This window comes from Moraxella sp. TY6 (genome assembly GCF_048551375.1).
Taxonomy (GTDB): Bacteria; Pseudomonadota; Gammaproteobacteria; order Pseudomonadales; family Moraxellaceae; genus Faucicola.
This window is the reverse complement of sequence record NZ_JBLYZJ010000004.1, coordinates 140,022-152,962: the sequence shown is the minus strand read 5'-3', so window position 1 is coordinate 152,962 and position 12,941 is coordinate 140,022. Positions and strand designations below refer to the sequence as shown.

Here is a 12,941-nt window from a genome sequence, read left to right as displayed (position 1 = left end):
TTTATCTAATTTTAGATGATTTTCATTAGTTGTATTAAATATTAATACTTAACATTACAGTATAATTTATTTTAAAATTTTATTATGGCTAAATTACACTTTTTAACAAAATAATTAACCTGCCAAATACTGCCACATTGCCAAACCATTGTTAATAATATGAAGCACAATCGGCAACAGTAGCGACCCCGACACAATCCGAGCCGAACTAAACAACATCGCCAGCACCACAATCGCCCCAAGCTCCACCGCCCCATACTGCCCATGAATCATAGCAAACACAAGGCTTGTCAAAATACTCGCTCCCCAAACGCCCAATTTGGAACTTGCCAGCCCAGTCCACATAAAGCCACGAAACATCAACTCCTCATAAATCGGTGCAAACACCACCATCGCAAGCACCAACAACCACAACGGATTAGCCGTCTTGGCAAGCTCATCCATAAACGCCATCGGCTCACGTTCAAGCCACACAGTAATGCCATTAATCGCCACATTCAGCAACAGCAATAGCCCCACAAAGCCCAAAAACTGTCGCCAACGAAAACCTTTGATTGCCAAATATTCGCCAATACTTGCCTGTTTAGCACGAATCATCAAAGCGATAAAACTCGCCACCGTAACCAACGTAAACACCACCGCCCACGCCATCAATGTGCCGTTATGACTGCCCTGTTGAATTTTATCAGTGATGGTAAAATCTGCCATGTTAGGAAAAACCCAAGAGGCAAACAACGCCACACCTATCAGTTGACTGGCTAAAAATACAATCAGTAATAGCACGGATAACACCAGCGTCATGGGTAAGCCATACACAGGCGTGGGTAATTGTAGGCGAGGATTGGTCAATAACGTTAATTTTGGCATAAGGGCGATGGCTTAAAAGTGGTAAGTTTGAAAAAATCAATCAAAGGTAAGGTGCGTCTAATGTACCGTTATATCGTGAATTAAATCAGAAATGAAACTTTGAAATTTTGGGCGTATGCAATAAGCCCCTAAAAAACTGTCTTATTTCCAGTTTAAACAACTTTACTATTCTGAATATTACTCACTATAAATCCGTTCCTTTATCAAAGCTTTAATGCGATTAACCGTACTAACAGGGTGTTCTAGCGGAAACATATGCCCCCCTTTATGCACTTCAAAATCAATGCCCATGCGTTTTTTCACCAGTTGCGGAAAGCCTCGCTTCATAAATAAACTGTCGTGACCGATGATTTGTTTAGTAGGCATCATGGGTGGATGATTGGGTTTTCGCCAAAACAATGACGGATTGGTGCGAAATACTGCCACTTCCGCCGCTTTGGGAATGGTGAGCGTCACTTTTCCGTCAGCCGTATCCGTCAAACCGTACTGGATAAAATCCGCAAAACAGCGTTCATCAAAGTTTTTATAAAACGCCTTGTGGTGTAGATGGGCGTAGGCTTGCTCACGGCTGTCCCATGTATCACGGCGGCGGTTTGACAACCCTGCTGGGGTCAGTCTATCGACCAGACTTGGGCTAAAACGCTTTGCCCAATGCAACGCCATCGCATAATGCCCATGAATCAGCGGTGGGTCAAGGGTGATGACTTGGCTAAATAATTGTGGTTCACGATAGCTGGCTTGCAAGGTACATAACGCTCCCAGCGAATGCCCTAGCCCAATTACTTGGCTTTGCCCACGTTCGGCTAAATTTTGTTTAATACTATCAATAACTTGCTGAGTCAACGCTTGCCAATGGTTATCGACAGGATAGCGAGGGTCTGTTCCCAATTGGGGAATAAACACCACATCAAACTCATCACTTAGCAGTTCAAACAGGTAGCTGTAAGTTTTTGAGGGAATGCCATTAGCATGGGCAAAGTGGATAAGCGGTTTTGTGGGCATGGCAATCGTCATAGGTCAATTCAAATTGTGGTTTATTGGCAATACTACCATTAGGCGTAGCTAAAATATATAGTCGTTTACATTAGAAATAAGACAGGTTGGTAGGGGCGTATTGCATACGCCCAAAATGGTAAATGATCATTTCTGATTTAATTCACTATCGTGTCGATACACCCAGTTTTCAATCTTGAGATACATTACCCTGTGACATCAAATAATCCAACCGTTGTTTTATCAATGCCTGAATATCCACCACGTTTTGCTGAATCTGCTCATCGGCTTTTGCTACCGCAAAGCTTGGCGAAGTCGCCAACACACTCGGCACAGCCAAATCCGCCACAGGACTATCATCGCTAAAGTGGTCAAGGGTCGGCAAATCCTGCAAATACCCCACCACATCATCAAGGGTCAAAAACCGCCCATGCAAATCAAAGCCAGCATTCAAAATCCGTCCGCCAATCTCTGCCATACGGTCATGAATATGCCCATGTAGATGGTAATAGCCTTTATGACAGCCGTCCCATTCGGCAATCGGATAATGAAATAAAATCAAAGTCTTATCTTCAAGTTTTAGCTTGAGATAACTTTGAGCAGAAGCCAAAATGGGATGTCCATCATGCTTTGTGGTGGTAAGGAATTTATCCACGTTTTGCATGATGATGTCATCATGATTACCAAAAATCAGATGGTGGCGACCGTTTAACTGGCTCAATACTTTTTTGATATGGCGAAGGTTATGCGAAAAACTCAAATCGCCCAAGTTATAGACATCATCATCCACGCCAACGGTGTCATTCCACAGTTCAATCATATAGCGGTCGAGCGTGTCGATATCGCCTGTTTGGGTGGGCTGTGGGCGGGTGTGGGGGCAGAATTTTGCAATATTTCGGTGCGAAAAATGCAAATCTGACGTAAAGAAAGTTTTTTTCATTTATATTCTCTTTTTAATCTGTTAAATCATAAGTCATTAAATCAAACAAATTTTCAACCAAGCCATATCTACCATTCCAAGCATAAAACTCTTCAATCACTTGGCTATCTAAATTTAAAATTTGCTCAATAAAATAACCCTTGTTACTTTCATCATTTAGCCAATCGTCCATAACTTCACGAAATTTTGGCAAATCATCAGCAAATGGGTTTTTGTATCCACCATCACACCAAAAATCCCAATAACTTTCATGAATATAATTAACAATGGCTTGTGGTGTCTGTGTATTTCGCCAACGTTGCAAAAACGGCTGAATATCGATATTTCCTTTATAAAACATCAGCAACACATCAAAAATACTGCTATGCCATTTATAAATCGTTGAATACTCCCAACAATACACCTTTAACATCTCATCCAAATACGCATCGGCAAATTGTTGCCAAACCGCTTGCTCCTTTGGACTAAAGCTATCAGCAGGACAATTGCCCACTCGCTCAAAATACAATTCGGTTGAGTGGTGTAAATATTCACCTTGTACAAATAACTCAATCATTCTTGGTAAGAAATATTTGATTTCATTGGCATTTTGCACTTTATTTAGTGGCGAAGAATTATATCGATAAAAGTGCTTTGCCGTTATTTGTGCTAAAGGTAGCGTTTTCATTTCTTGCTCAAGTTTTGGGTCAAGACACATTGGGCAAGTACAGGCATTTAATGGCTGTGTGGGGCGTAAACATTTACCAAAAACATCATAACAACGGTTAATTTCTTGCCGTAACGTCATTGAAATATCAGTCATTTACTGCCCCTTTTTTATGTTTATTATTAGTCGAGTTTTTCCAAAAATGCTTGCACAAAGGCAATTTTTTGCAATTCATCAAGCTCATTAAACACCTGCTGATTCGCCTTAATATAATCCACCAACGGATAATATTCCTCATCCACATTTTGCTTATTCAGCTTACCGCCCAAACTCTTCGCCTGACTACGCCCAAAAAACTTCGACACCAAATAATACGGCGATTTTAACTTAAACAACAAATGCCCATCGGTATCAAACACCATAAAACCCTCATGTTTTACCGTTTTTAGCAAGGCTTTCAACTCGCCAAAGGCGATATTTTCAAGCGTTTCAGGGCGTTTTAACCCAAATTCCAAGCCGATTTCATCAAGGCGTGCCTCGCTAAACATCTCGCCTGTCTGCACATCGACCACGCCAATCAAAGTTTCGCCAAAATCCTCGGTGATAATATGCACATCGCTAGGGTCAGTGACTTCAAACAAAAACGTATGATTGGGAAACTGCTGAAACACGCTGGTGTACTGCTCGCAGTGGGCTTTGGTCATCTCGGCAAATGAGCTATCGAGTGAGCCTGTGGTTGAGTACAACACTTGTTTATCAAAATCCGCCCCAAGACTGGGATGATTCTCGCCCAAAGCAGTCTTAGCCAAGTCCACATAGGTACATACGCCCAAAAATCCGTTGACTTTTACCACCGCATTGACCAATTTATCATCGGCAATGCTGATGGGATACGGACTGTTTTTGGCGATACGTTCGGAGTAATTGAACACTTTTTTAAACGGACGCACGATGATTTGGTTGTGTTTATCAATCACCAACCCACGCATTTCCAGCAACGCATGGTCAAAACGGTTTTCATAAAACACCTTGCGAGCGTACTTCAACACATACAAATCTGGGTACGTTTTGCTTTGTTTTTTGACAAAGTTTTTACGAGCAAAGTTGAGATAATCCTCGGTCACAAAGGTTTGTTGCACCTCGTCAAACGGCAATTTCCCTTTGGCAAAGGTGTGCATTTTATCGACCAATTTTTGGGTTACCTCATCAATCGGCTTGGTCGCAGGGACGTGGATTTCTTCTCGTAACTTGCTGTTATTTAAGTTGATATAGGCGGTCAGCACATCGGCTTGTTTGACGTTATGATGATTGTCAAAAAAGTTATGTAGGCGATACACTTCGACCTCAAAGCCGAATTTTCTTGCCATTTGCATCAGATGAATACACGCCGAGCCTTTTTGATTGGTGTTGGAGTTGACAATCAACATATCTTGGCTAGGGTTTTGTTGCCCTTGCTTGAGTAGGTTTTTAAAGGTGGTAAGATTTTGGCGTTGGGCTTTATTGACAGCGTCGCCAGACCAACGATATACACCATTATCATCGGTCAAAAGTTTGTCATTTTCGAGATGTACGCAAGTGGCATTGGGATAGTCGTTGGCGAATTCTGCCAGTTTTTGTTGGGCAAAAGTGGTTTTGCCAGAGCCTTGATGACCACGGATTAAGATAAATTTTTGCATATACGTCCTTAACCAAATTTTTCACAAAATTTGATAGATAAAAAGTTGTGACGTGCAAAATTTATGGAATAACTTATTGATTTATAATCGTTTAAATTAGAAACAACACCAAACCAAAAATGTAAAACCGTAGGGGCGTATTGAATACGCCCAACATACCAATATTTAAAATTTCGATGGGGTAAAAATTGTAAGTGCTAATCACGTTGCAAGTCGTAGGGTGCGTTCCACGCACCTTTAACACAAAGTATCTCAATGGTGCGTAAAACGCACCCTACAAGCCGTAGAACTTACCAATTAAACATACCAAAATTTCAAACAGGGCGTAAGCATTACGCCCCTACAGTTGTAGGTTTGGCACTAGTTATAAAATAAATTTTGCAAATAAAACACCAACAATTTAGCCAAAAGCACTAAATTGGGCGTGGGGGCGGGGTCGTAGCTCAGGTATGTTGCGACTATCAATCTTTTATAGTCCAACACTGTAGGATAAAACAAGGGTAAAACAATCACCATTGACAAAAGTAGATACGCTTTTGTCAATGGTCAGATTCTACGCTAAAGGCTCAACGAATGCAAGCCTAAAATAAACCAACAATATTACCATTATCATCCACGTCAATCTGATTGGCGGATGGCACTTTGGGCAAACCAGGCATTCTCATGATATCGCCACAGACTGCCACGATAAAACCAGCCCCTGCGGACAGGGTAATATCACGCACTTGCAAGCGAAAATCGGTTGGACTGCCCAATAATTTTGGGTTGTCACTGAAAGAATATTGGGTTTTTGCCACGCAAATCGGCAATTTATCCATGCCAATTTTTTGCAATTTTTTGATGGTGGCTTGAGCTGTGGTGCTAAAATCCACGCCAGTTGCCCCATACAGTTGGGTGGCAATGGTCGTCATTTTCTGCTCAATCGTATCATTCACATCGTACAAAAATTGGAAATTGTTGGCTTGTTGGTCGATGGCATCAAGCACTTGTTGGGCAAGGTCTTCACCGCCTGCACCACCTTTTTCCCATACTTCGGTCATGGCGACTGATACGCCAAGTTTTGCACAGGCTTCGGTGACTGCCTGTAGCTCGGCATCGCTATCGCTGACAAAGCGGTTCATCGCTACCACCACAGGCAAGCCAAAATGGGTTTTTAAATTGTGAATGTGGCGTTCAAGGTTGCATAAGCCTTGTTGCACGGCGGTAACGTTTTCGGCTTTTAGCTCGTCTTTTGCCACGCCACCGTTGTATTTTAACGCTCGAATGGTCGCCACAATCACCGCCACATCAGGGCGAAGGTCGGCAAGACGGCATTTGATATCGCAGAATTTTTCTGCCCCCAAATCCGCCCCAAAACCTGCCTCGGTCACCACATAATCCGCCAAATGCCGTGCGGTACGAGTGGCGATAACCGAGTTACAGCCGTGGGCGATATTGGCGAAAGGACCACCATGAATTAAGGCAGGCGTTCCCTCGATGCTCTGTACTAGATTGGGTTTTAACGCATCTTTGAGCAAGGCAGTCATCGCCCCATGAGCTTGTAAATCACGAGCATAGACAGGCGTGTTGTCGTAGCGATACGCCACCAACATATTGCCAAGGCGTTGTTTGAGGTCCGCCAAATCTTTGGCAAGACAAAACACTGCCATCACTTCACTGGCAACCGTGATATCAAAACCATCTGGACGCATCACACCATCACTAGGCTTGCCCAATCCACCAATGATATTGCGAAGTTGGCGGTCGTTCATGTCCATCGCTCGCCGCCATAGCACTCGCTTGGGGTCGATTTGTTGTTGATTACCTTGATAAATATGATTGTCAATCAATGCCGATAATAAATTATTGGCAGAACCAATGGCATGAAAATCGCCTGTAAAATGCAAGTTGATGTCTTCCATCGGCAACACTTGGGCATAACCGCCCCCTGTCGCACCGCCTTTCATACCAAATACAGGCCCTAGTGATGGCTCACGCAAGGCAACAACGGTTTGTTTACCCAGTCGATTCAAACCGTCCGCCAACCCAATTGTCACAGTGGTTTTACCCTCACCTGCTGGGGTGGGATTGATGGCGGTGACCAAAATCAGCTTGCCGTTTTTATTGGGCAATTGCTTAATATTGTTAGAATTGATTTTGGCTTTGGTATGTCCGTAGGGAATCACGGCATCATTTGCCAAGCCTAGCTTTTGGGCAATCGCAGTGATGGGTTGCATGGTGGCATTTTGGGCGATTTCAGCATCGGTTAAGGGATGGAACATGGGATAACTCGCTATTTGGCATAAAATTTAGGCTCTATTAATCATTGAGAAACGCATAAACAAAGGTCGTTAAAATCTCACCTGTAGCCAATGTGACATCGACCAAAATCCGCTGATAGCCATCACCTTCAAAGTCATCAATACGTTGCCAATGCTCGCTTAACGCATCGGAACTAAATACCAAGCCTTGAATTACATCGCCCTCTGTCTGACTAAAAGACGGCTCAAGAGCAGGATAGCCCAGACTTTTGCCAATACCATTGGGATATAGCTTGCCACGCACCGAAGCCGATTGCCATGTGCCATTGATAGGGGCGAGAATATGGGCATTCGACTGGTTGGGGGCAAGCGTACCATACACAAACAGATGTTCCATTTGCTTTGTTGACATCAAATGGCTTCCACACTGGTTTTTAGGCTATTCAAAATCGGCTCAAGTAAGGCAAATTTGCGTTTGTAGCTGACTTGATTGACAATCAAACGAGAAGAAATTTGGGCGATTTCTTCCAATGGCTCAAGCCCATTGGCTCGTAAGGTATTGCCTGTATCGACCACATCGACAATCAAATCCCCTAGCCCAACCAATGGAGCAAGTTCCATTGAGCCGTATAGCTTGATGACATCAACCTGCTCACCTCGACTGGCAAAAAATGCCCGAGTGACATTGACATATTTGGTGGCAATGCGTAAACGGCGATTAGGCAAGGTCAAACCGACTTTACCTGCTGTCATCAAACGGCAATTGGCGATTTGCAAATCCAACAGTTCGTAAAGATTGCTAGAACCATGCTCCATCAAAACATCTTTACCTGCAATACCAAAGTCCGCCGCCCCATGCTCGACATAGGTCGGTACGTCCGAAGCTCGCAATATCAACACTCGCACATCTGGATGCGTGGTGGGAAAAATCAGTTTGCGTGATTTATCCACATCTTCAAGCAGTTCAATCCCTGCTTTGGCAAGCATTGGCATGGTTTCTTTGAGGATTCGCCCTTTGGATAAGGCTAGGGTCAAGCCGTTATAGGTTTCGGTCATAAGGCAATAACGTCACGTTAGTAAGGTAAAATAATCGGATTTTGAGGCTTTTTTATCAAAAGTTAAAGTGGTATCGCAGTCATTGGCTTGGGCGATTGCTCCAATCAGCAAATCAGATAAATCATAAGTGTTGGTTTGGGCATAACTTAAACAGCGATGAATCACTGTTGTATATTCTATGTCTAAAACATCCAATGACATGAGTTCTAAAAATAGCTTTACAATGCTTGTTCTGTCTAAATTGAATACGTTATACAATATCCAATTGGTTTCCAAGATGACAACCGCTGGGACAAATAATCGTGTATTTTGTAAAATCGTGTCTTCAAATAATTTTAAGACAATTTTTGTTTGGCGTTCATCATCTTGCATAAGGTAGCGTACTAAGATATTGGTATCAATCGCCTTTTTCATGGTGCATCGCTTCTATTTAGCCTATCATTGGCAATCCACTCTTTTGCAAATTCTTCTTGAACAATCCTATTCATATCTTCAACACTAAACGGTCCTTGATTTTTTGCGAATTTTCTATATTTGCCAGACAAAGCCCGAATCGCAAGTAAATCCTGCTGTTGCTTCTCAGTAAGTAGAGGCGTTTGTGCAATATCAGTACCATTACTAGATAATGAGTGGTTGTTTTTACCCAATAATTGCCTGATATAATCTTTAAGTATTTCACCAATATTGGCATTGTTGCTGTTAGAAAATTTTTCAAGGTCTTGATAAGTTATATCACTTGGTAATTCAAAGGTATAAGTCGCCATAATTTTTCCTTATTATTCGTGAAAAAGTCCAAGCCACTTTACGAAAATGTCATTCAACAAATAAAAGGGACAAGTTTACGTTTGCCCCCTATCTATTTTAACAAGGGTTTATTTAGTCCCCTTTAATCCGCTCGATTTTCACACCCAAGCCACGTAGTTTTTCTTCGACATTTTCATAGCCACGGTCAATGTGATAAATCTGCTCCATCGTGGTATCGCCCTCGGCTGACACCGCCGCCATCACCAATGACATTGACGCACGTAAGTCGGTCGCCATCACAGGGGCAGAGTTTAGTTTTTCTACGCCTTTCACAATCGCCATATGTCCATCAACCTTGATATTTGCCCCCATGCGTTGTAACTCTGGGACGTGCATATAGCGGTTTTCAAAGATATTTTCAATAATGCTACTCGTGCCATCCGCAATACAAGCGACCGTCATCAATTGGGCTTGCATATCCGTTGGGAATGCAGGGTGCGGTTGGGTGCGGATATCCACGGCTTTTGGGCGACCGTTCATTTGTAGGCGAATCCAGTCGTCACCTGTGGTGATGGTTGCACCCATTTCGGTCATTTTGGCAAGTACAGATTGCATGATACTGGCATCGGTGTTATGAGCGGTGATATCACCCTCAGTCATCATCGCAAGGGCAAGGTATGAGCCAGTTTCGATACGGTCAGGTACAACCGAATAGTCACAGCCGTGCAGTTTATCCACGCCTGTGATGGTCATGTAGGCTGTACCGATACCCTCGATTTTTGCCCCCATTTTGACCAGCATATTTGCTAAATCCACCACTTCTGGCTCTCTGGCACAGTTTTCAAGGCGGGTTACGCCCTCCGCCAAAGCTGCCGCCATGATGGTGTTTTCTGTACCACCGACTGTTACCATATCAAAAGTAAAGTCACAGCCTTTTAGACGAGGTACGCCTTTGTCATTTTTTGGGGCTTTGGCTTTAACATAGCCATTTTCGACCACGATTTCTGCACCCATCGCTTCTAACGCTTTAAGGTGTTGGTCAACAGGACGTGAACCAATCGCACAGCCCCCCGGAAGTGACACTTCAGCTTCACCAAAACGAGCAAGTAGCGGACCTAGTACCAAAATTGAAGCACGCATGGTTTTTACCAAATCATATGGGGCGTAGTAGCTGTTAATAGTAGCAGTATCACATTTGACGGTATCGCCATTTTTTTCGATTTGAATACCCATACCTGCAATCAATTTGACCAACGTTTTGACATCTTCAAGCGTAGGAACATTGGTGAGTGTAGTCGGTGTTTCTGCCAAAATCATAGCAGCAAGCAACGGCAATGCAGCGTTTTTTGCCCCAGAAATGATGACTTCGCCCTGTACTTTTGTACCGCCTGTAATTACAAATTTATCCATCATTTTCCCCTTATGCATCTTGCTTGGCTTGCCATTCGGTGGTGGTCAAGGCTTGAATGTTTAACGCATGAATTTCGCCACTAGCAAATTTATCATTGACCAATGCCAATACCGCTTGTTGGCGTTGTACTGGGCGTTTGCCGTCAAAACTATCATCAATGACACGCACGTCAAATTTGTTGCCTTGATTATTGGCTTCGATAGTGGCGTTGGGGAAATGGGGTTGTAAAATGGCGATTAAATCTTGTGCGTTCATGCAGATTACCTAATTATTAAACAATGAGTTATTAAAAAACGAATTGGAATACTGGAATAAAAGAAAATTACTATTAGCATAGCATAAATTTTGTGATTTTTACATGCTAGCTTGTGGGGAATGGGTTTGGGCTAACTGCCGTCAAACGCCCCTTGTAGCCAACTGGGAATCGGCTCGCCTGTGGCGGTGGTGGGGTTGTCGTGGTCAAAACTGACGACATCAAAGCGGATTTCGTGGTTGTCAAATTGCGGATGGGTTTGTAAAAAGGCTTGGGTGGCTTTGAGGATTTTGCGTTGTTTGGCGGTGGTAATGCTGTCAAGGCTTGAGCCATAGTCAATGGTTTTTCGCTGACGCACTTCGACTATGATTAGGCAGGGGGTTTTTGCATTTTCATCTAACATGATAAGGTCAAGCTCGCCGATATTTTTGTAATGCCAGTTTTTGGCAAAAAATGTCAAGCCGTTAGCCTCAAGATAAAGCCTTGCAAGGTTTTCGTAGTGGTCGCCTTGGCGTTGTTTGGGGGCGGTGAGTTTCATGCGTTATTTGGTTTTAGGAAAAGCATTTTCTAATGCACGACAAGTTGGGTATTTTTGTTGCAATTTTGCCAAATAATACGCTTGGTCATTATCCATAAACCCATCCAATATCCCTGCATAGTTTTTACCAATCCCACAACGCCCTTTCTCCCTATTCCAACTTAAAGGCACTACCACAGGCTTTTGCAAAAGTAATTTATCATTTTGACAAGTCAATTTTGCCATTGTATAGACGGTATAATCATGCGGTTTGCCACCGTTTTGATAATCTGCTAATGCTACAATAATATCATTGGGGGCAAAGTTTTTTGTTGCAAAATTCCCCACAAAACTGTTCGCTAACGGTAGCATTAGCCATTGTTTCCAAGTACGAAACACCCATGAATAATCCGTCAATTTTAGTGTAAAAGTATTGGGTGATTGATTGGGTGTTGGCAATTTTCCACCTTGCTGAATGTTTGCAATCCGCCCAACCAAAGCACTGGCAGGTGACAACGGTAAACACGCATTGACATTAATAGCAAAACAACTTATTGCTATTAATAAAATTTTTATTCTCATTGCCATTGCCTTTTTTAGTTTTAAAATAGCTTATAATAGCATTAAACTTTATCAAAATTGAGAAAAAAATGACCCCATCTTTTAGCCAAAATCAAGGTACTTTATATATAGTCGCCACGCCCATCGGCAATTTATCCGACATCACCGCCCACGCCATCGACTGCCTAAAAACTGTCGATATCATCGCCTGTGAAGACACACGCACCTCTGGCAAACTGCTCAACCACTTTAACATCCCCACCAAAACATGGGCGTACCACGACCACAATGCCGACATCCAAACCCCAAAACTTATCGAAGTCCTACAATCGGGCAAAAACATCGCCCTTATCTCGGACGCAGGCACGCCCCTTATCAGCGACCCCGGATTTCGTCTTGTCAAAGCCTGCCATGATGTCGGTATCAGAGTGTCGCCTGTGGTCGGTGCGTGTGCAGGGATTGCAGGGCTATCTGTGGCAGGGTTGCCGTCAGATAAGTTTTATTTTTATGGCTTTTTGCCTGCCAAAACCCACGCCCGCCAAAGCGAATTGGCGTTGGTCAAAGACTTGACTGCGACACTGATTTTTTATGAAGCACCGCACCGCATTGTGGACACGGTAGCGGATATGGCAAGCGTATTGGGCGAAGATAGAAAGGTGACCTTTTGCCGAGAAATTACCAAGACCTTTGAAACCATTTATCCCTCAACTTTAGGGGCGTTAAAGGCGTTTATCGAGTCCGACCACAATCAGCAAAAAGGCGAAATCGTGCTAGTGGTGGGCGGTACGGTGGCGAATGAAGATGATATTGGCAAGCATGATGAATTGCTTAAGCGGTTGTTGCAGGATTTATCGGTAAAAAAAGCCTCACAATTGGCAAGTGATATTACAGGGGTGAAAAAAAATGCCTTGTATGATAGGGCGTTATACTTACAAAAATTGGCAGAAACGACTGTATAAGTTTTACGGTGATTCATGGTATCATGGTAAGTCAATAAGTCAATTATTTAGGAAAAGATTCGCCTATGAATTATGTTG

At 43.0% G+C, this 12,941-nt stretch carries 15 protein-coding genes; 1 reads left to right on the top strand and 14 read right to left on the bottom strand.

The features are described from left to right. Nucleotides 1-114 precede the first annotated feature (114 nt). From ACK1U4_RS04570 to ACK1U4_RS04505, 14 genes are all read right to left on the bottom strand, one after another. Nucleotides 115-867, bottom strand: a complete 753-nt coding sequence (locus tag ACK1U4_RS04570) for a CPBP family intramembrane glutamic endopeptidase (protein WP_419400287.1) — start codon at nt 865-867, stop codon at nt 115-117. Between the two features lie 177 nt (nt 868-1,044). Then, nucleotides 1,045-1,869 carry an alpha/beta fold hydrolase gene (locus tag ACK1U4_RS04565; RefSeq protein ID WP_419400288.1) on the bottom strand — a complete coding sequence of 275 codons (825 nt, stop codon included), beginning with the start codon at nt 1,867-1,869 and terminating at the stop codon, nt 1,045-1,047. Nucleotides 1,870-2,050: 181 nt separating this feature from the next. Beyond that, a complete protein-coding gene (locus tag ACK1U4_RS04560) occupies nt 2,051-2,800 on the bottom strand; it encodes a phosphoesterase (RefSeq protein WP_419400289.1) in 750 nt (249 codons plus the stop codon). 13 nt (nt 2,801-2,813) lie between these two features. Continuing rightward, nucleotides 2,814-3,602, bottom strand: a complete 789-nt coding sequence (locus tag ACK1U4_RS04555; RefSeq protein WP_419400290.1) for a hypothetical protein — start codon at nt 3,600-3,602, stop codon at nt 2,814-2,816. A 26-nt stretch (nt 3,603-3,628) separates the two neighbouring features. Then, nucleotides 3,629-5,122, bottom strand: a complete 1,494-nt coding sequence (locus tag ACK1U4_RS04550; RefSeq protein ID WP_419400291.1) for an RNA ligase — start codon at nt 5,120-5,122, stop codon at nt 3,629-3,631. Nucleotides 5,123-5,703: 581 nt separating this feature from the next. Next, nucleotides 5,704-7,383, bottom strand: a complete 1,680-nt coding sequence (locus ACK1U4_RS04545; RefSeq protein ID WP_419400292.1) for a formate--tetrahydrofolate ligase — start codon at nt 7,381-7,383, stop codon at nt 5,704-5,706. 37 nt (nt 7,384-7,420) lie between these two features. Further along, on the bottom strand, nt 7,421-7,774 hold the full coding sequence (locus ACK1U4_RS04540; protein ID WP_419400293.1) for a gamma-glutamylcyclotransferase family protein: 354 nt from the start codon (nt 7,772-7,774) through the stop codon (nt 7,421-7,423). After that, entirely contained in the window at nt 7,774-8,418 is a 645-nt protein-coding gene (gene hisG, locus ACK1U4_RS04535) for an ATP phosphoribosyltransferase (RefSeq protein ID WP_419400294.1), read from the bottom strand. The genes ACK1U4_RS04540 and hisG overlap by 1 nt, the downstream gene beginning before the upstream one ends. 12 nt (nt 8,419-8,430) lie before the next feature. Further along, a complete protein-coding gene (locus ACK1U4_RS04530; protein ID WP_419400295.1) occupies nt 8,431-8,832 on the bottom strand; it encodes a PIN domain-containing protein in 402 nt (133 codons plus the stop codon). Beyond that, a complete protein-coding gene (locus tag ACK1U4_RS04525; protein WP_419400296.1) occupies nt 8,829-9,182 on the bottom strand; it encodes a hypothetical protein in 354 nt (117 codons plus the stop codon). Before ACK1U4_RS04525 ends, ACK1U4_RS04530 begins: the two co-directional genes overlap by 4 nt. Nucleotides 9,183-9,294: 112 nt before the next feature. After that, nucleotides 9,295-10,572 carry a UDP-N-acetylglucosamine 1-carboxyvinyltransferase gene (gene murA, locus ACK1U4_RS04520; RefSeq protein ID WP_419400297.1) on the bottom strand — a complete coding sequence of 426 codons (1,278 nt, stop codon included), beginning with the start codon at nt 10,570-10,572 and terminating at the stop codon, nt 9,295-9,297. 10 nt (nt 10,573-10,582) lie between these two features. After that, on the bottom strand, nt 10,583-10,828 hold the full coding sequence (locus tag ACK1U4_RS04515) for a BolA family protein (RefSeq protein WP_419400298.1): 246 nt from the start codon (nt 10,826-10,828) through the stop codon (nt 10,583-10,585). Between the two features lie 131 nt (nt 10,829-10,959). Further along, on the bottom strand, nt 10,960-11,364 hold the full coding sequence (locus ACK1U4_RS04510; RefSeq protein WP_419400299.1) for a YraN family protein: 405 nt from the start codon (nt 11,362-11,364) through the stop codon (nt 10,960-10,962). Nucleotides 11,365-11,367: 3 nt separating this feature from the next. Next, on the bottom strand, nt 11,368-11,925 hold the full coding sequence (locus ACK1U4_RS04505) for a hypothetical protein (protein WP_419400300.1): 558 nt from the start codon (nt 11,923-11,925) through the stop codon (nt 11,368-11,370). A 68-nt stretch (nt 11,926-11,993) separates the two neighbouring features. Between ACK1U4_RS04505 and rsmI the strand changes: the two genes are divergently transcribed. Further along, on the top strand, nt 11,994-12,863 hold the full coding sequence (gene rsmI / locus ACK1U4_RS04500) for a 16S rRNA (cytidine(1402)-2'-O)-methyltransferase (protein WP_419400301.1): 870 nt from the start codon (nt 11,994-11,996) through the stop codon (nt 12,861-12,863). Nucleotides 12,864-12,941 lie beyond the last annotated feature (78 nt).